The sequence below is a fragment of the Kribbella jiaozuonensis genome (genome assembly GCF_005233875.1).
GTDB lineage: Bacteria > Actinomycetota > Actinomycetes > Propionibacteriales > Kribbellaceae > Kribbella > Kribbella jiaozuonensis.
Genome location: NZ_SZPZ01000002.1, coordinates 917,072 through 934,697 on the forward strand (window position 1 = coordinate 917,072; position 17,626 = coordinate 934,697).

The following is a 17,626-nucleotide window of genomic DNA, read 5'->3' on the forward strand; positions in this document are numbered from 1 at the left end:
CAGCAAGCAGTTACGTCCGGCCCTCGGATTCCTGGGCCTCGAAGAGGGTCGGCTGGGTCTCGGCATCGAGCCCCCAGTCGGCCCTCATCACCGTGTAGCCGGCCTTCTGCGCGGCCGCGATCACCTTGACGTCGTCGTCGACGAGTACGGCGACCGGGCGCTGCTCGGCGAGGCGTTGCAGCCGGCCGAGCTTCATCATCGTCGACGGGCGCCGGTCGGTGTTGCCGCGCATGTACAGCTTCCCGTCCGGGAACCCGTTGTCCTTCAGCCACTTCAGCGTGTCCCGCCGCAGCCGCTCCGGCCGCCCGGTCAGGTAGACGATCTCGTGCTCGGCCGCCAGCGTCGTCGCGACCGCGAGCCCCTCGTCGAGTACGGCGTCCTCCTTGGCATGCGCGAAGAACGAGTCCCAGTCCTTCGGCTTCCGCTCGATGAAGTGGATCCGCCGGCTGGTGTCGGACAGCGTCGCGTCGATATCGAGTACGGCGTACGGTCGCTCGTCATCCATGCTGCTCAGCTTCCCAGGTCGCGCGATCGACGCCGTACAGGACCTCGCCGAACTCGGTCCCGGGGAGCGGATCGTCGAAATGCTCGTGGTAGATCTTCAGGAATCGCAGGCCGGACCGCCGCATGACGGCCCGCGAGCGATGGTTGACCGCCATCGTGTCGGCCTCGACCCGCTCCATCCCGAGGCTGAAGGCGTGAGCGATCAGCGACCGCGTGCCTTCGGTCGCATAGCCCTTGCCCCACGCGGCCCGAAGCAACCGATAGCCGACGCCGACAGTCCTGGCGTCGGTCGTCGGCTGCATCCCGAACCATCCGATGAAGACGCCGTCGGCCTCGGCGGCGAACGTCCCGAGCTGCGGGTGTTCGGCGTACACCTTGAGGATCTCCGGCAGTACGACGTTCTCGATCTCGTCGCGCGGGGTCGGCTGACCGGTCAGGAACCGCATCACCTCGGGGTCGGAGTCCAACCTCACCAGCAGTTCGACATCGGCCGGCGTGAACCGGCGGAGCGTCAGCCGATCGGTCACGAGGTAGGTCGCCACCTCAGGATCGTAGGCTGTTCGCATGGCTGAGGTCTGGTTGATTACAGGTGCCAACGCGGGGTTCGGACGGGCGTTGACGGAGGAGGCGCTGGCGGCCGGTCACACCGTGGTCGCGGCGGTACGGCGGCCCGAGGCGATGGGGCTGGAGCACGAGCGGTTGTCGGTGGTGAAGCTGGATGTGACGGACGGCGAGGCGATTCCGGCGGTTGTCGCGGACGTGCTCGCGCGGCACGGGCGGATCGACGTACTCGTGAACAACGCCGGCCGCGGGATGGTCGGGGCGGCCGAGGAGACGACCGACGAGGAGCTCCGCGGGTTGATGGAGCTGCACTTCTTCGGGCCGGTCGCGTTGACCAAGGCCGTGCTGCCGGGGATGCGGGCGCAGAAGAGCGGCACGATCGTGCAGTTGAGCAGTCAGGGTGGCCGGTTCGCGTTCGCCGGGATCAGCGCGTACAGCGGGTCGAAGTTCGCGATCGAGGGCTGGTCGGAGGCGCTCGCGGCCGAGACGAAGCAGTTCGGCATCCGCGTGATCATCGTCGAGCCCGGCGCGTTCCGTACGTCGTTCAACGAGCCGAGCGCGCTGTACGTGACCGAGATCAGCGACACGTACGAGGGACCCGTCGGCGCCGTCCGCGACGCCCTCTCCAACGGCAACGGCACCCAGCCCGGTGACCCGGTCCGCGCCGCACAAGCCATCCTCACGGCCGTCGCGAGCCCGGAACCACCGCTGCGCCTGCCGCTCGGCTCGGACGCCGTGGAGGCGCTCCAGGGCGTGTACGCCGGTGCCCAGAGCGAGGTCGCGGCCTGGGAGAACCTCTCGCGGAGCGCCGACTTCCCCGGATAACGACCGTCCGGAGTGTGGGCGGTGTGCGGCGCTTCTGAGTGTTGAGTGTGCGACTGTCGGTGGCTCGGGTTAGCGTTCATCCCGCAATGGACGAGTCGATCACGTTTCTGCACAGCTCGGACTGGCAGCTGGGGATGATGCGCCGGTTCCTGGGGCCGGACGGTCAGGCCCGGTGGGGCCAGGCGCGGCTGGATGCTGTCGCGCGGATCGGCGAGGTCGCGGAGCAGACCGGGGCGGCGTTCGTTGTTGTCACCGGCGACGTGTTCGAGCACAACCAGGTCGAGCGGCAGACGATCCTGCGGGCGTGCGAGGCGCTCAAGCGGATCCCGGTCCCCGTCGTACTGCTGCCCGGCAACCACGACGCACTCGAGCCCGGCTCGTTGTGGACGTCGAGCCAGTGGCAGGCGCACGCTCCGGAGCACGTGACGGTCCTGACCGAAACGACGCCTTTCCAGATCGTGCCGGGAGTCGAGCTCGTCGGCGCGCCGTGGCGTTCGCGCCGCCCGCTCTCGGATCCGGCCGCGCCTGGGTACGCCGACCTCACGCCGGAGCCCGGGATCATCCGGATCCTGCTCGCCCACGGTCAGCTGACCAGCCTGTCCGGCGGCATGTCCGACGTACCGACGATCGACCAGACGGCGCTGGAGGCCGCGGTCGCGGACGGCCGGCTGCAGTACGTCGGGCTCGGTGACCGGCACTCGACGACGAAGGTGACCGACCGGATCTGGTTCTCCGGGACGCAGGAGGTCACGTCGCCGGAGGAGGACGCGCCCGGCAACGTGCTGAAGGTGACCATCGGCGGTGACGAGATCGAGGTCGAGCCGGTGCGGGTCGGAGCGTGGCACATGGTCGACCACCGGGTCGAGTTGTTCGACGAGGAGTCGATCCAGGCGCTCGAGGACTGGTTCGCCGAGCTCCCGGACAAGGAGCGGACGTACGTGCGGCTGGCCGGAGACGGCTCGTTGCCGCTGCCGTTGCTGAGTCGGCTGGACGCGATGATCGACGCGCAGGGCGAGGTGTTCGCCAGCGTGGAGCGGTGGGCCAAGTTCTGGACCGTCCGGCCCGCGCCGGATGCGGCTGACCTGGAGTCGTTGCAGCTGAGCGGTCCGGCCCGCGCCGCGATGGAGGAGCTACGGCAGGCGCTGGCCGGCGGCGACGAGGGCGCAGGTGCGGCGTTGTCGTTGATGCACCGATTGGCGCGGGACGCGGGATGAGATTGCACAGCTTGGCGCTACGGGACTTCCGTGGCGTCAAAGAACGCATTGTCCGGTTCCGCGCGCTCGGCACCACCGTCGTGGTCGGCGACAACGAGGTCGGCAAGTCCAGCCTGGTCGAGGCGTTCGGGCTGGTCTTCGAGCTGCCCGACGACTCGAAGTCGACCCGGATCCGCGACATCCAGCCGGTCGGCCAGGACGTCGGCCCGGAGGTCACCGCCGAGCTGAGCCTCGGCGGCCGCGAGCTCACGTACTCCAAGCGCTGGCTGAAGAACCGTTCCACCGAGCTGACCATCGTCGAGCCGGACGGCCGGCGGCAGTCGTGGACCGGTCGCGAGGCGCACAACGAGGCCGAGCGGCTGTTCCACGAGAACGTCGATCCGGTGCTGTGGCAGACGCTGATGGTGAGCCAGGGCCAGTCGTTGGTGTTGCCAACGCCGGCCGATGCGGAGCCGCTGATCACCGCGGTCACCGCCGAGTCGGGGACACCGGTCGACGGCGCTTCGATGCCGCTGGTGACGGCAGTCGAGCACGAGTACCTGCGGTACTGGACGCCGCGCGGGAAACCGACCGGCGACTACGCGCGGTCCGCGAAGACCGTGTCCGCGGCCGAGCTGGGTGCGGCGCAGGCATTGCAGGCGATGGAGGAGGTGCAGTCCGACATCCGGCGGGCCGAGCGGCTCAACCTCGACCTCTCCGATGTCGACACCCGGCTGTCCGACCACCTGAAGTCGGTCGAGGAGCTGCGCGAACGCAAGAAGGCGACCGACGAGATCCTGCTGCGCCGCGACTCGGTGCGCTCGCGGGCGGAGACCGCACGGGCCCGGCTGGAGAACCACACCCGGACCCGGCTGGATCGCGAGCGGCTGCTGGACGAGGTCGAGCGGTTCACGAAGTTCGAGGCCGAGCTGGCCACTCGTCGGGCCGACGCGGATCTCGTCGCGAAGACAGGCGCCGAGATGGTGCAGGCCGCGGAGGCGGCGCTGGCCGAGGTCGTCGAGCTGAAGGACCTCCGGCGTACGGACGTGCAGGCGGCCGAGCGGCGGGTCTCGGACCTGATGGATCGCGCCGAGCTTGATCGGCTGCTCGGGCAGCAGACCGAGCTGGTCGACGTACGTGCGCGGATCGCGGCCGCCGGGACGATCCTGGACCGGATCAAGGTCGACGACGCGATCGTTGCGGCGCTCGAGGATGCTCGGGCGGCAGTGGTCGAGGCCCGCGCGGCGCTCGCGGCCGGCGTACCTGAAGTCTCTGTACGGCGGCTTGGCGCGGAGCCCGTGGAGTTGTCGGGGACCGGTCTGGACGGGGCTGTGCCGTCGGAGCTCGGGTTCGACGAGGCGGCGCAGGTGCTCGTCTCGGGCGAGCTCGTGATCGGCGTACCGGGTCAGCTCGAGGTGACCGTGCGGGCCGGTGGCGAGGCGGCGACGCTGCGGTCGCGGGTCGACGACGCCGTACGGCGGGAGAAGGACCTGCTGAAGAAGGCCGGCGTGAAGGACGTCGCGGCGGCGCGCGAGCTGCTGCGGAAGGCCGACACCGCGACGGCTGAGCTGAACGAGGCTCGGCGTACGGAGAAGTCGTTGACGGCCGGAGGCGATCCGGGGGAGCGGATCGCCGTACTGTCCGCGCGGCTGGGTCCTGAGGACGAGGCGGAGGAGTCTGGGAAGCCTGCGGTTGAAGGCGTTCCGGGGCAGATGTCGCTGTTTGCCGAGTTCGCGGAGTTCGCGTCGCCGCACGACACGTTGTTCGACGACATCGACGAGCCCGCACCGGCCCCCGACGACCTTGCGGGTGCGCAGCGAGTGCTTGAAGAGGCGCGGAGCGGTCTGGCCGAGGTCGAGCGGTTGCTGGCGGACGCGGAGTTTGCGGCTGCGCAGGCGCGGAAGGCGGCTGACGAGGATCGGTCCGAGGCGCAGAACGCACGTGCCCGGTCTGAGCTGGCGGGGGAGCGGTTGGAGTCCGCGGTCGAGGCGCTCGACGCTGCGCGGGCCGTGCTCGACGACGACGGTGTGTCGGCGGCTGAGTCCGAGGCGACGGCTGACGTCGAGGCGGTGCTCGAGGAGCTGACCGTCGTACAGGAGCAGGCGGACGCGGCCGGGGCTGATCAGGTCGCGGGCGAGCTGACGCACGCGTTGGCGGTGGCGAAGAGGCTGCAGGGCGAGCGGGACACGCTGCGCGATGCGTTGCGTACGACGGAGGGCCGGCTGGAGCAGTCCGGCCGGGACGGGCTTGCGACCCGGCGGGACGTGGCCGACCTGGAGCTGGCCGCCGTACGCGCGGAGCACGACAGCCTGGAGCGGCGGGCGGAGGCGGCGCGGCGCGTGTACGAGACGCTCAGCCGGCATCGGGCCGAGGCACAGACGAAGTACTCCGAGCCGCTGCAGTCCCGGATCGAGTCCTTGGGCCGCAGCGTCTACGGGCCGTCGTTCCGGGTCTGGTTGGACGACGATCTCGCAGTGGCGGAGCGTGAGCTGGACGGCGTACGGCTGCGCGTCGAGGCGCTGTCGACCGGCGCTCAGGAGCAGCTGGCGATCATCACCCGCCTCGCGATCAGCCACCTGGTCAGCACCGGCGAGGGCAGCGTTCCCGTCATCTTCGACGACGCCCTCGGCTGGTCCGACAAGGCCCGCCTCCGCGACATGGGCGCCCTCCTCGGCCGAGCCGGCGACCACGGCCAGATCATCATCCTCACCTGCATGCCCGACCGCTACGAATACGTCCCCAAAGCAACCTTCATCAAGCTGGACGCGTGATCCGTTCCGGGGCCGAGTAGACGACGCAGCGTTCGCCTCGGGTGAAGCCGGCGAGGGTGATGTTGGACTGGCGGGCCAGGTCGACGGCGAGGCTGGAGGGGGCGCTGACGGCGACGATCATGCCGATGCCGGCGGCGACGGCCTTCTGGACGATCTCGTAGCCGGCGCGGCCGCTGACGGCGAGGACCAGGCCCTTGCGGCTGTGGTGGTTGAGGACGGTCCAGCCGACGACCTTGTCGACGGCGTTGTGGCGGCCGACGTCCTCCTTCACCACGATCTTGCGGCCGTCGGCGGTGAACAGGCCGGCCGCATGCAGTCCGCCGGTGCGGTTGAACGTGGTCTGGCCCTCGCGGAGCAGATCGGGCAGACGCCGTACGACGTCGACCGGGACCTCGACCGGGTCCACCGGGTCGTACTCGCGGTCCGCGAGCTCGTCGAGGCTCTGCTGGCCGCAGACGCCGCAGGCGGCCGACGTGACGCCGTACCGCTGGGGTGGTTCGCGGTCCGGGGGACCGTCGAAGGTGACGGTGACGGTGTTGAACTGCTGCTCACGGGTCAGCGCGACATCGGTGCAGTAGGCAACCGTCCGGATCGCGTCCGGCCGGACCGCGAAACCCTCGCCGAGGCAGAAGCCGGCGGCGAGCTCGAAGTCGGAGCCGGGCGTGCGCATCGTGACGACCAGTGGTTCGGGCGGTCGGCCCGGCCACTCGAGCCGCAGCTCCAGCGGCTCCTCGGTGGTGACGACGTCCTCACGCCGCGACGTCCGCTCACCATCGAGCACCTCGACTTTGAACCTCGTGGCCGGTCCCTTGGTCATACAACAACAGTAGGCGTTCACCAGCCCCGGCGTACGGCGAGCCAGTCGAGGTAGGTCCAGGCGTAGAAACGCTGGTGCTCGCGCAATGCCGGCGTACATCCAGGTGGGGGTGGGGCGTCGGTGTTCTTCAGCATGTAGGCGGCGATGACCGCCATGAAGGCGTCTAGGTGCTCGTCTGGTACGTCGGTGGTCAGGGGGCTGCGCTTGATCGCGGCGAAGGTGTCGATGCCTTGGTGTTGCGCGATCGGCAGCAGACCCGCCCAGTCCACCCACCGCGGGCCGAGGGTCAGCCAGTTCCAGTCGACTGTCCAGCAGGTGCCGTGCGGGTCGATCAGCAGGTTGTCGGGCCGCAGATCGGAGTGCATCGCGGTGTCGCCGACGAGGATCTCAGGTCCGGCCGCCGCCAACTCGGCCAGCTCCGGCAGCACCCGCGGCAACCACGGCTGGAACCCGATCGGCATCGCCAGCTCACCCGCCAGAATCTGCGCAGGCACGGCGACGTCCGTTCCGACCAGCTCCCCGAAGGAAGTCAAGCCATCCAACGGACTGGGCCGCAACGCCTCTGCCATCGCCTCGCAAGCGGCAGTCACCAGCTGGAAGTCGTCGGCGGTCCAGGGCGTCCCGGGCATCCGTCCGTCGATCCATTCGGAGACGACCGCGAACCAGTCACCGGCCTGGGTGGTGGCGTGGGCGGTGGTGAGGATGGCGGGGGCTCGGACGGTTTTCGGGAGTTGGGGGACGACCTCGGCTTCGCGTTGGTAGGCGCCGTAGGCGTGCGTGCTGTCGGGGGCGGCCTTGATGAAGACCCGGCGGCCGTCGGCTAGCTGAGCTCGTGCGGCGAACCCGCCGGTGAAGCCGGAGCTGACCGGGGCTGCGACCTCGGCGATCTCGGTGCCTAGGGCAACGGCCAGGGACTCGTGGAGATCTGCCGGCAACGAGTCCCAGGCGGGGCGCAGCGACGTGGCGGAGTAGTCGACGTCCGGGGCGCGGCTCATGTCCACGAACGATAGATGCGACGGAGGCACAGCGCTCGTGGTTTAGCGTTCGGAACCATGGTGCTGCAAGTGCTCGACCTGGTCGGGATCTTCGTTTTCGGGATCACCGGGGCGTTGGTCGGCGTACGGAAGAAGCTGGACGTGTTCGGGATCCAGGTGCTGGCGCTCGTGACCGGGCTCGGCGGCGGGTTCATCCGGGACGTGCTGATCGGCCAGACTCCGCCGGCCGCGCTCCGGGACTGGCGCTACCTGGTCGTCCCGATCGCGGCCGGCCTGCTGACGTTCTTCCTGCACCCCGGCATCGGCCGCGTCGAACGGCTGGTGAACATCTTCGACGCCGCCGGCCTCGCGCTGTTCTGCGTGACCGGTGCGTTGAAGGCAATCGAGTTCGGCCTGTCGCCGATCTCGGCCGCGCTGCTGGGCACGCTCTCCGGCATCGGCGGCGGCGTACTCCGGGATGTCCTCAGCGGCCGCGTCCCCGTCGTACTCCGCTCCGAGATCTACGCCACCCCGGCCCTTCTCGGCGCCGGCATCGTGGTCATCGCGTCGGCGCTGGAGTACCACGCGCTCTGGGTCCCGATCGCCGCCGCGGCGACCTGCTTCACGATCCGCCTGATCGCGATCCGTCGCGGCTGGAACGCCCCGCTACCCCGCAACCCGTGACGGCGGCGCCCATCCGTTGACCACGGCAACCAGTTCGACGTACCGATGCCACCGCGGATCAGCCGTACGACGCAGGTCGATCAGCCGCGCGCGCAGTTCCGGATCCGCTCGCAGCGGGTTGTCCCCGGCAAGGACCTGGTAGCCTGCCGTGAGGCGCCGTACCGCGGCACGGAAGTCTTCTGACGAGGCGAGCGCGGCCAGCTCCAGCCACGCCTCGACCTGCTCGGGCTGGGCATCCGGAGCGAGCACGGGCGTGAGGTTCTGACGAGCCGCGGCGAGAGCGGGGTCGTCGCCGAGCGTGCTGGTGAGGAAGTCGGCGATCAGCGTCTGGCGTGCTTGTTCGAACTGGGCAGTCATGTCGGTGAGCTCCTCGGGAGTCGAGTGACGATGAGCGACCACCGATACGACGGCGTGCTGCGCCTGCAGCGTCCGGATCTGTACGGCGAGGGCGTCGGCATGCGCCGCGAGTACATCGGCCAGCGTCCGCTCCCGCTCCAGCACAGCCCGCACGGTCTCCAGATCGAGTCCCAGGGCACGCAGCGTGCGGATGAGCTCCAGCCGCGCGACCGCGGTCGCCTCGTACCGCCGATGACCGGCCGTCGTACGACGTGATGTCAGCAGCCCGAGGTCGGAGTAGTACCGCACGGTCTTCACCGACACGCCGGCAAGCCGCGCCACCGCACCGATCGAGTGGTCCATGCCCAACACCCTCACATCTCCCGTAACCGGAGATACAAGGCTAGTTGTGAGCGAACCGCTCTTTCGGCCGCGCAAAGGTGATCGAGACGGCGGCGACGATCGCGCACGCGATACCCACGCCGAACGGGACCCAATAGGCGTTCGATGGACCCCACACGTCGACAGCGTGCCCGGCGGCCGCGTTGCCCGGTGCCACGCCGAGCAGTATCCCGGTGACGGTCCAGGTGATCGCCTCGGTCAGCCGCTCCGGCGGCACCCACTCCTCGACGCAGGCTGTGACCGCGACCATCGTCGGTGCGATCGTCATACCGCAGCAGAAGAGCACCACACCGAGCATCAGCACGCTGTTGACCCAGGGGAGGGGCGCCAGCGTGACAGCGAGCGCGATCGTGCCGATGAGCAGCCGGCGCTCGACCGGAGCACGCCAGTGCACCGAGCCGTACCAGAGCCCGGCCAGCAGGCTTCCGAACGCCCAGACGGCCAGTACGACGCCAGACAAGCCGGCCTGCCCCTTCTCGGTCGTGAACGCCACTGTGATGACCTCAGCGCCACCGAGCGTCGCTCCGAGGCCGAGACCAATCAGGCTCAGCAGAGTTATCGACAGCCAAGGCATGGGTGCCTGCTCGGCCCCGTTCGACTTGCCACGTCCCGGTGGGTCGGAGGCGCGCAGCAGCGCCAACCAGATGCCACCGGCCAGGCCCAGTACGCCGGCGGCCGTCAGAGCGGCGTACGGACTCCACTGCGTCGCCAGCGTGGTGACCAGGACCGGGCCGACGATGAACACCACCTCGTCGCCGACCGCCTCGAGAGCGAATGCGGTCTGCAGTGCTCGTCCCCGTCCGAGCAGATGAGTCCAGCGCGCCCGGACGAACGAGCCGACCTGCGGACGGGTGCCACCGGCAACGAACGACAACGCGTACAGCACCCAGGTCGCCGAGCCGGCACGTACTGCGACGAGCAGACCGCCCAGTGCGATCGTGCAGAGCACCGACCCGATCAGGAGCAGCCTCCGCTGGCCGAACCGGTCGACCAGCCGGCCCTGCACCGGTCCGGTCAATGCACCGGCGATGACCGCCACGCCGGAGACCGCGCCGGCCAGACCGTACGAGCCGCTCTCGCGCGCGATCAGGATCACGATGCCGAGCCCGATCATCGAGATCGGCATACGCCCGAGGATCCCGGCGGCGAAGAAGGCGCCGGCACCGGGACGGCGCATGAGATGAACGTAAGGCTTGAGCATGAGAGACCGGCAACACCTTAACCTCCGGCCGTCTGAGAAGCTTGGAATATGTCGCCAGCTGCACCCCCGTACGACGCTGTCCTGCTGCTGTCCTTCGGAGGCCCCGAGAAGCCTGAAGATGTCCTGCCGTTCCTCCAGAACGTGACCCGCGGCCGGGGGATCCCGGACGAGCGGCTCAAGGAGGTCGGGGAGCACTACTACGCGTTCGGCGGCAAGAGCCCGATCAACGACCAGAACCGCGAGCTGCTGAAGGCACTGCGCGAGTCGTTCGACGAGATCGGCCTGGACCTCCCGATCTACTGGGGCAACCGCAACTGGGCGCCGTACCTGACCGACACGATGCGCGAGATGGCCGCCGACGGCGTACGCCGTGCCGTGGTGATCGTCACGTCCGCCTACCCGTCGTACTCCGGCTGCCGTCAGTACCGCGAGAACCTCGAGGACGCCGCCCGCGAGGTCCCGGACGCGCCGCGGATCGACAAGCTCCGGCACTACGCGAACCACCCCGGCTTCGTCGGCTCGTTCGTCGAGTCGACCGCCGACGCGCTGAGCCAGCTGCCCGAGGGCAGTGCGATCGCGTACGTGACGCATTCGATCCCGACCGCGATGAACGCGACCAGCGGACCCGACGGCAACGGGTACGTCGACTGGCACCTGGACGTCGCCGCCGAGATCACGGCCGAGCTGGAGCGACGGACCGGCCAGGTACGGCGTACCGACCTCGTCTACTGCTCCCGCTCCGGGCCGCCGCAGGTGCCGTGGCTCGAGCCGGACGTCAACGACCACCTGGAGCTGCTGGCCGCCGAGGGCGTGCCCGGGGTCGCCGTGGTGCCGATCGGGTTCGTGAGTGACCACATGGAGGTCATCTACGACCTCGACACCGAGGCCGCGAAGACGGCCGAGAAGCTCGGCCTGCCGATGGCCCGGGCCGCGACCCCGGGGACCGACCCGAAGTTCGTCACGATGCTCCGCGACCTGGTCGTCGAACGGGCCGCGGCCGAGCGCGGCGAGCAGCCGGCCCGGCCCTGCGTCGGCAAACTCGGCCCGGCCTGGGACGACTGCCGCCACGACTGCTGCCCACCGCTTCGCCGACCTACTCCTCAGAAGGAAGCTGTATGACCTCCTCGGTAAGCCCGCAGGATCTGCTCAAGCTCGCCGTGGAGGTGGCGGAGGAGGCGGCCGGGCTGATCGTCGAACGCCGCCGTGGCACGATCACGGTCGCCGACACCAAGAGCACCGTCACCGACGTGGTCACCGCGGTCGACCGCGAGTCCGAGGAGCTGATCCGGGCCCGGGTCCTGCAGGCCCGGCCGGACGACTCGTTCCTCGGCGAGGAGGGCGACGACGTGGTCGGCACCAGCGGGGTGCGCTGGGTGGTCGACCCGATCGACGGCACGGTCAACTATCTGTACGACATCCCGACGTACGCCGTCTCGATCGCGGTCGAGTGCGACGGGGAGACGGTCGCCGGCGTGGTGGTGGACGCGCCGAAGGGTGAGGTGTTCACCGCGACCAAGGGCGGCGGCGCGTTCGCGGACGGCAAGGCGATCCGGGTGTCGGGCGCGACCGAGCTGAGCCAGGCGCTGGTCGGGACCGGCTTCGGGTACGACCCGGCGCGGCGGCAGGTGCAGGCCGAGGTGATCCAGCACGTGATCACCAAGGTCCGCGACATCCGCCGGATCGGGGTCGGCGCGATCGACCTCTGCTACGTCGCCTGCGGCCGGCTGGACGCGGTGTTCGAACGCGGTCTGAATCCGTGGGACTACGGTGCAGGTGCACTGATCGCGGCCGAGGCCGGGGCGACGGTCGGCGGGCTGAACGGTGCGCCGGTGTCGCCGGAGATGTCGATCGCGGCGAGTCCGGCGCTGTTCGCGCCGATCCACGACCTGCTGGCCGCCGCGGACCCGTTGCGCGCGTAGACGTCAGAGAGTGCTCGTTTCTGCGCAGTATCGCGCACTAATGAGCATTTTGATGTTCGGTCCTGACATTTGTGGCGACACGCGGGCCACAGCATGGACCCAGTCGTGCATTGCGGCGCTTTATAGGGCACAATCCCGTCCTCGGGAGAGGTGATTGCCGATCCCGGCCTGGCTGTCAAGGGTTTCGGGGGACGAAGATTCAGCGCGGTGCGCCGACGCGGAATTTCTCGGCCGCTCTACCCGTTCAAGGGCTCAGCAGGCAACACCACGGGTACGAAGAGGGCAGGGAAACACCATGGCGACTGATTACGACGCCCCGCGCAAGACGGACGAGGACGCTTCCGAAGAGTCGATCGAGGAGCTCAAGACTCGCCGTCACGACAAGAACTCCGGCAAGGTCGACGAGGACGAGGCCGAGGCCGCGGAGAGCTTCGAGCTGCCCGGCGCCGACCTGAGCCACGAGGAGTTGGCGGTCCGGGTCCTCCCGCGCCAGGCCGACGAGTTCACCTGTTCGAGCTGCTTCCTGGTTCACCACCGCAGCCAGCTCGCCGAGACGAAGAACGGGCAGCTGATCTGCCGCGACTGCGCAGCCTGACACCAGCGCCCTTCTTCGTAACAACTACAGCGGGACCGCTCCCAGACCCCTGGGAACGGTCCCGCTGTTGCTGTCCACCCGCCCCGAGCGCACGGCGCGGGGCTCCTACCCCTACCCCGCCGAGCGCAGCGAGGCGTTCTTTCAGTCTTTCTTCTTCACCAGACCGGTGTCCGTGCCGCGCACCAGCCGGGCCCGGGCGTCCTGCACATACCCGGGCGGGGCGTGCCCCGTCGACCGCAGGTAGTAGGCGGCCGCCCGCCGCTCGGCGAACAGCTTCGCCGCCGCGGCCGCAGCAGCGCTGGCGGCGGCCCAGGTCATGACCTCGACGTACTCGCCCTGGCCGTCCTTCGGCGGCTTCCCGCCGGACCCGAGCTTCCAGGCCGTGGTGACCGCTTTGCTCGCGGCCAGTCCGACCACGATCGTGAAGGCGGCCTGCACCAGCTTCCAGCCGATCTTCGCTCCGACCACTGCACACACTCCTAACGCGACTGCTGACAGTCAGGATCTTCCCACGCTGTGCCCGCTCAGCGCCGCAGCCAACCGATCCGGGTGCCGCGTGGCGACCAGCCAGTACGGCGCGGGGTCGCCCGGGTCGGTGATCTGCACCCGTACGGCGCCCGGCAGGTAACTACGCAGTACCAGATAGGCCTTCGGGTCGCAGTCGCGCCCGAACGCCTGCCGTGCGTCCTCGCCGGTCAGCGCCTCGACCGTGCCCAGGTACGACCGGTCGATCTCGGCCCGCCCGGCCCGGAACCGTACGTCGTCGACCTCGACCCGCGCCCCGCCGTACCGGACGAACAACGCCACCAGCAGTACCGCCGCGAGCCCGCCGACGATCGAACCGGCGATCAGCCCGGCCGGCACCGCGGTGATGACGAACAGCGTGATCACGGCGGCGACGGCGATGATCCACCACGACACCGGCACGCGCAGACTCTCGCGATAGCTACCCACGGACCCAGCCTGGCACGAACCCGTCCCGGCGCGCTCGATAGGGTCGCCTCTCGTGACCGAGGTACTCATCCAGCGCATCGACCCCGAACTCCCGCTCCCGACGTACGCGCATCCCGGCGACGCCGGCGCGGACCTGGTGGCAGCGGCCGACCTGACCCTGAAGCCGGGGGAGCGCGGCCTGGTCGGCACCGGCATCGCGATCGCCCTGCAGGACGGGTACGCCGCGTTCGTCCATCCGCGCTCCGGGCTCGCGGCCAAGCACGGCGTCTCGATCGTCAACGCGCCCGGCACCGTCGACGCCGGCTACCGCGGCGAGATCAAGGTCTGCCTGATCAACCTCGACCCGCACGCCGAGGTGACCGTGCGCCGGGGCGACCGGATCGCCCAGCTCGTCATCCAGCAGGTGGAGAAGGCCCGGTTCGTCGAGGTGACCTCGCTGCCCGGTTCCGCGCGCGGCGACCAGGGGCACGGGTCGACCGGCGGCTTCGGCGATGTGACACGCTGAGCAGGTGCATCCGTTGACCTGACGGATGCGCGAGACTACGGCGCTGTAGTAGGGCTTTGGACTTAATACCGAGGAAGTAGGCAAAGAGCTGTGATCTTCCGCCGCAAGGGCAAGAACGATCCCGAGACGAACGACACCGACGCAGGGGCCGAAGACTCCGGTCCGGTGGACGTCCGCTCCGAGGGTCCGTTCGACTCGACCGAGGTCGACGCCGACGTGCTGGAAGCGGAGGACCGGATCGACCTGGGCGCGCTGGTGGTCAACGGCCTGCCCGGGATGGAGCTGGGCCTTCAGGTCGACGAGCAGAGCGGCGTGGTCCAGGCGGTTCTGCTGATGCTCGAGGACTCGGCGCTCGAGCTGCGTGCCTTCGCGGCGCCGCGGTCGAGCGGCATCTGGGACGAGGTCCGGCAGGAGATCGCCGCCGAGGCCACCCGGATGGGCGGTACGGCGACCGAGCACGACGGCCAGTTCGGCACCGAGCTGGTGCTCGTCGTACCGGTCGAGGACCCCGAGGGACAGATCTTCAGCCAGACCTCCCGCGTGATCGGCGTGGACGGTCCGCGCTGGCTCCTCCGCGCGACTGTGCTCGGCCGCGCGGCGGTCGAGCCGGACGCCGCGCTGCCGATGGAGGAGACGCTGCGCAACACGGTCGTGGTCCGCGGTGACGAGCCGATGGCCGTGCGCGAGTCGCTGCCGTTGCGGCTTCCGCCGGGCGCCCAGCCGACGCCGACCGAACAAGCCTGAGCGGACTACACTCGACGTCATGGGTAGCAGCAAACCCGCGGGGTTGTGGAAGCGTGCCTTCCGCGGCCTGGCCGGTGACCGCGATCAGCAGGACGCGGAAGTCCTCCAGGACTTCGCGCAGGACTGTGGCGCGCGTTCCATCACCGGCTGTCACGACCGGGAACTCGTCACGCTGTACGGCACGTTGCGCACGATCACGTTCAGCCCGCGCGGCGGCGTACCAGCACTGGAGGGTGAGTTGTACGACGGCACCGGCACGGTCAAGCTGATCTGGCTCGGCCGACGCAAGATCGGTGGTATCCACGCCGGATCGGAACTGATCGCGTCCGGCCGGATCGGCGTCGTCGACGGCGACCGGGTGATGTTCAACCCGCGCTACGAGCTGCGGCCCTCGGCAGCTCATGGCTGAGCCGACGTCGCGCCGCGACCAGCTCGACGAGGACCTCAACGAGAAGCTGGTGGAGATCCTGAAGCCCGAGCTCGAAGCCGCCGCCACTGAGCCTGCGTCCGACGAGCCCGCGAAGCCGGCCCGGTCCACGGACAAGGACTTCTTCCAGGCACTCGGTGGTTGGGGCGCGCTGCTCGACATCGGGTTGCCTTGGATCGCGTTCCTGGTCGCGTATGCGGTCACTGATCACAAGCTGCAGCTGTCGCTGATCATCGCGGTGGGTATTGCTGCGGTGATCGCGGTCGTGCGGCTGGTGCGTCGGCAGCAGTTGCGCAACATCGTCGGTGGCTTCATCGGGGTATTGATCTCGGCGTGGGTCGCTAACCGGACTGGTAATGCGAAGGACTTCTACGTCCCTGGTCTGCTGACGAACCTCGGGTACGGCGCGCTGTACTTGATCACCGTGCTGGTCCGCTGGCCGCTGTTCGGCGTCCTGTACGGCGTGATCACCCAGACCGGCACCGCCTGGCGCCGCGACCCCGCGATGCTGAAGGGCTTCTCCCGGGCAACGCTGGTCTTCGTCGGCCTGTTCGCGATCCGGCTGATCGTCCAGGTCCCGCTGTACTTCACCGGCTCCCTGAACGCCCTCGGCATCGCAAAGATCGGGCTCGGGTTGCCGTTCTACGCACTGGCAATCTGGCTCGCCTACGCCGTACTCCGCGGCTCCCTCCCCGCCGAAAAATGGGACGAAGCCCGCGACCACATAACCCACCTCCTCAAGGGCAACAAGAAGTAGTCAGCAAGCCCTCGCCGTGCCCCGCGGGTCCCCAGGTCCTGGCGGGAAAGTAGAAGGCCCAGCCGGTGAGCTGTAGACCGGCTGGGCCTTTTCTGTGCTTCGCGTGCTACTCCGACTTGCGGTGGTGGGGGGAGAGCATGTCCTCCAGCTGTTCTTCGGTTTCGTCGGCTGCTACGAAGAGGAGTTCGTCGTTCAGTTCGAGCGTGCCTTCCGGGTCGGGGCGTAGTACTCGGCCCTCGCGGAGGATGACTACCAGGGCGGTGTCCAGCGGCCAGTCGATGTCGCCGACGCGTTGGCCGATCATGGGGGAGTCTTCGGGGAGGGTCAGTTCGACCAGGTTGGCGTCGCCCTGGCGGAAGGTGAACAGGCGGACGAGGTCGCCGACCGACACCGCCTCCTCGACCAGTGCGGACATGATCCGCGGCGTCGACACCGAGACGTCCACGCCCCAGGCCTCGTTGAACATCCACTCGTTGCGGGGATGGTTGACCCGGGCAACGGTTCGCGGTACGCCGAACTCCGTCTTCGCGAGCAGCGAGACCACCAGGTTGACCTTGTCGTCACCGGTGCTGGCGATCGCCACCTGGCAGCGCTGCAACGCCGCCTCCTCCAGCGAGGACAGCTCGCACGCGTCCGCCAGCAGCCACTCGGCACGCGGTACCGACTCCGCCTTGATCGCCCGCGGGTCCTTGTCGATCAGCAGTACCTCGTGGCCGTTCTCCAGCAGCTCGGCGGCGATCGAACGACCGACGTTCCCGGCACCGGCGATGGCTACCCGCATCACAGCTCCTCAGGCTTCGCGCCGAGCTGGGACTCGATCGCTGCGGCGTCCCGCTCCGGCATCACGACGTGGACCAGGTCACCCTCCTGGATGACCGTGTCGGGCCGGGGCAGCATCCCCTCGCCGAGCCGGGTCAGGAACGCGACCCTCGCACCGGTGGCCGTCTCGATGTCGAACGCGAGCCGGCCGATCCACCCCGAGTGCACGTGTACTTCGGCCAGCCGGATCGTGCCGGACGGGTCCCGCCACTCCGGCTCGGAACCCTCGGGCAGCAGCCGGCGCATCATCTGGTCGACCGTCCAGCGGACCGTACCGACCGTGGGAATACCGAGCCGCTGGTACACCTCGGCGCGTCCGGGGTCGTAGATCCGGGCCACTACGTTGGAGATGCCGAACGTCTCGCGCGCCACCCGGGCGGCCAGGATGTTCGAGTTGTCGCCGTTCGAGACCGCGGCGAACGCCTCGGCGTCCTCGATCCCGGCCTCGATCAGCACCTCCCGGTCGAAGCCCATCCCGACGATGGTCCGGCCGGTGAAGTTCGGGCTGAGCCGCCGGAAGGCGTCGGCGGTCTGATCGATGATCGCGACCGTGTGGCCGCGTCTCTCCAGGCCACGCGCGAGCATCGACCCGACGCGGCCGCAGCCCATGATGACGACGTGCACTGAGTGATCACTCC

At 69.3% G+C, this 17,626-nt stretch carries 21 protein-coding genes; 11 read left to right on the plus strand and 10 right to left on the minus strand.

Features of this window, described 5'->3' with window-relative positions:
* Positions 1-10: 10 nt before the first annotated feature.
* Together FDA38_RS15925 and FDA38_RS15930 are read right to left on the minus strand one after the other, a co-directional pair.
* The gene (locus FDA38_RS15925) at positions 11-505 is read right to left on the minus strand and encodes a phosphatase domain-containing protein (RefSeq protein WP_137254800.1); all 495 of its coding nucleotides are present in this window, start codon (positions 503-505) and stop codon (positions 11-13) included.
* On the minus strand, positions 498-1,046 hold the full coding sequence (locus FDA38_RS15930) for a GNAT family N-acetyltransferase (protein WP_233714745.1): 549 nt from the start codon (positions 1,044-1,046) through the stop codon (positions 498-500). Before FDA38_RS15930 ends, FDA38_RS15925 begins: the two co-directional genes overlap by 8 nt.
* 22 nt (positions 1,047-1,068) lie before the next feature.
* On the opposite strand from FDA38_RS15930, the gene FDA38_RS15935 reads away from it, so the two are divergent.
* The 3 genes from FDA38_RS15935 to FDA38_RS15945 all read left to right on the plus strand — a co-directional run bounded on the left by FDA38_RS15935 (position 1,069) and on the right by FDA38_RS15945 (position 5,854).
* Positions 1,069-1,890: an oxidoreductase gene (locus tag FDA38_RS15935; RefSeq protein ID WP_137254802.1), complete on the plus strand. Its 822-nt coding sequence runs from the start codon at positions 1,069-1,071 to the stop codon at positions 1,888-1,890.
* A gap of 86 nt (positions 1,891-1,976) precedes the next feature.
* The gene (locus FDA38_RS15940; protein ID WP_137254803.1) at positions 1,977-3,104 is read left to right on the plus strand and encodes a metallophosphoesterase family protein; all 1,128 of its coding nucleotides are present in this window, start codon (positions 1,977-1,979) and stop codon (positions 3,102-3,104) included.
* On the plus strand, positions 3,101-5,854 hold the full coding sequence (locus tag FDA38_RS15945) for an AAA family ATPase (protein ID WP_137254804.1): 2,754 nt from the start codon (positions 3,101-3,103) through the stop codon (positions 5,852-5,854). The genes FDA38_RS15940 and FDA38_RS15945 overlap by 4 nt, the downstream gene beginning before the upstream one ends.
* Here the strand turns inward: FDA38_RS15945 and fdhD are convergent.
* Both fdhD and FDA38_RS15955 read right to left on the minus strand, forming a co-directional pair.
* The gene (fdhD, locus tag FDA38_RS15950) at positions 5,838-6,671 is read right to left on the minus strand and encodes a formate dehydrogenase accessory sulfurtransferase FdhD (protein WP_137254805.1); all 834 of its coding nucleotides are present in this window, start codon (positions 6,669-6,671) and stop codon (positions 5,838-5,840) included. The two genes, FDA38_RS15945 and fdhD, sit on opposite strands and share 17 nt — an antisense overlap.
* Before the next feature lie 17 nt (positions 6,672-6,688).
* Entirely contained in the window at positions 6,689-7,666 is a 978-nt protein-coding gene (locus tag FDA38_RS15955) for a phosphotransferase family protein (protein ID WP_137254806.1), read from the minus strand.
* A 57-nt stretch (positions 7,667-7,723) separates the two neighbouring features.
* Here FDA38_RS15955 and FDA38_RS15960 point away from each other — a divergent pair, with 57 nt between their 5' ends.
* The gene (locus tag FDA38_RS15960; protein WP_137254807.1) at positions 7,724-8,329 is read left to right on the plus strand and encodes a trimeric intracellular cation channel family protein; all 606 of its coding nucleotides are present in this window, start codon (positions 7,724-7,726) and stop codon (positions 8,327-8,329) included.
* Here FDA38_RS15960 and FDA38_RS15965 read toward each other — a convergent pair.
* The gene (locus FDA38_RS15965) at positions 8,312-9,028 is read right to left on the minus strand and encodes a MerR family transcriptional regulator (protein WP_137254808.1); all 717 of its coding nucleotides are present in this window, start codon (positions 9,026-9,028) and stop codon (positions 8,312-8,314) included. The two genes, FDA38_RS15960 and FDA38_RS15965, sit on opposite strands and share 18 nt — an antisense overlap.
* Positions 9,029-9,068: 40 nt before the next feature.
* A complete protein-coding gene (locus FDA38_RS15970; protein WP_233714746.1) occupies positions 9,069-10,244 on the minus strand; it encodes an MFS transporter in 1,176 nt (391 codons plus the stop codon).
* A gap of 72 nt (positions 10,245-10,316) precedes the next feature.
* On the opposite strand from FDA38_RS15970, the gene FDA38_RS15975 reads away from it, so the two are divergent.
* From FDA38_RS15975 to FDA38_RS15985, 3 genes are all read left to right on the plus strand, one after another.
* Positions 10,317-11,387 (plus strand): ferrochelatase, encoded by a 1,071-nt coding sequence (locus FDA38_RS15975; protein WP_137254810.1) that lies wholly within the window; start codon positions 10,317-10,319, stop codon positions 11,385-11,387.
* Positions 11,384-12,187: an inositol monophosphatase family protein gene (locus FDA38_RS15980; protein ID WP_137254811.1), complete on the plus strand. Its 804-nt coding sequence runs from the start codon at positions 11,384-11,386 to the stop codon at positions 12,185-12,187. Before FDA38_RS15975 ends, FDA38_RS15980 begins: the two co-directional genes overlap by 4 nt.
* Positions 12,188-12,482: 295 nt before the next feature.
* Positions 12,483-12,782, plus strand: coding sequence for a DUF4193 domain-containing protein (locus tag FDA38_RS15985; protein ID WP_130379292.1), 300 nt, complete (start codon positions 12,483-12,485; stop codon positions 12,780-12,782).
* Positions 12,783-12,923: 141 nt separating this feature from the next.
* Here FDA38_RS15985 and FDA38_RS15990 read toward each other — a convergent pair whose 3' ends face one another.
* A complete protein-coding gene (locus tag FDA38_RS15990) occupies positions 12,924-13,250 on the minus strand; it encodes a DUF4235 domain-containing protein (RefSeq protein ID WP_137254812.1) in 327 nt (108 codons plus the stop codon).
* A gap of 30 nt (positions 13,251-13,280) precedes the next feature.
* Positions 13,281-13,736: a DUF3093 domain-containing protein gene (locus FDA38_RS15995; protein ID WP_233714747.1), complete on the minus strand. Its 456-nt coding sequence runs from the start codon at positions 13,734-13,736 to the stop codon at positions 13,281-13,283.
* A gap of 52 nt (positions 13,737-13,788) precedes the next feature.
* On the opposite strand from FDA38_RS15995, the gene dut reads away from it, so the two are divergent.
* The 4 genes from dut (at position 13,789) to FDA38_RS16015 (ending at position 16,169) form a co-directional block, all read left to right on the plus strand.
* Positions 13,789-14,241, plus strand: a complete 453-nt coding sequence (gene dut, locus FDA38_RS16000; RefSeq protein ID WP_137254814.1) for a dUTP diphosphatase — start codon at positions 13,789-13,791, stop codon at positions 14,239-14,241.
* A 90-nt stretch (positions 14,242-14,331) separates the two neighbouring features.
* A complete protein-coding gene (locus FDA38_RS16005) occupies positions 14,332-14,985 on the plus strand; it encodes a DUF3710 domain-containing protein (RefSeq protein WP_137254815.1) in 654 nt (217 codons plus the stop codon).
* Between the two features lie 19 nt (positions 14,986-15,004).
* On the plus strand, positions 15,005-15,394 hold the full coding sequence (locus FDA38_RS16010; RefSeq protein WP_137254816.1) for an OB-fold nucleic acid binding domain-containing protein: 390 nt from the start codon (positions 15,005-15,007) through the stop codon (positions 15,392-15,394).
* Positions 15,387-16,169: a DUF3159 domain-containing protein gene (locus FDA38_RS16015; protein ID WP_137254817.1), complete on the plus strand. Its 783-nt coding sequence runs from the start codon at positions 15,387-15,389 to the stop codon at positions 16,167-16,169. The genes FDA38_RS16010 and FDA38_RS16015 overlap by 8 nt, the downstream gene beginning before the upstream one ends.
* 106 nt (positions 16,170-16,275) lie before the next feature.
* Here the strand turns inward: FDA38_RS16015 and FDA38_RS16020 are convergent, their stop codons facing one another.
* Together FDA38_RS16020 and FDA38_RS16025 are read right to left on the minus strand one after the other, a co-directional pair.
* A complete protein-coding gene (locus FDA38_RS16020) occupies positions 16,276-16,950 on the minus strand; it encodes a potassium channel family protein (RefSeq protein WP_130450480.1) in 675 nt (224 codons plus the stop codon).
* Positions 16,950-17,612: a potassium channel family protein gene (locus FDA38_RS16025; RefSeq protein WP_137254818.1), complete on the minus strand. Its 663-nt coding sequence runs from the start codon at positions 17,610-17,612 to the stop codon at positions 16,950-16,952. Before FDA38_RS16025 ends, FDA38_RS16020 begins: the two co-directional genes overlap by 1 nt.
* Between the last annotated feature and the right edge of the window lie 14 nt (positions 17,613-17,626).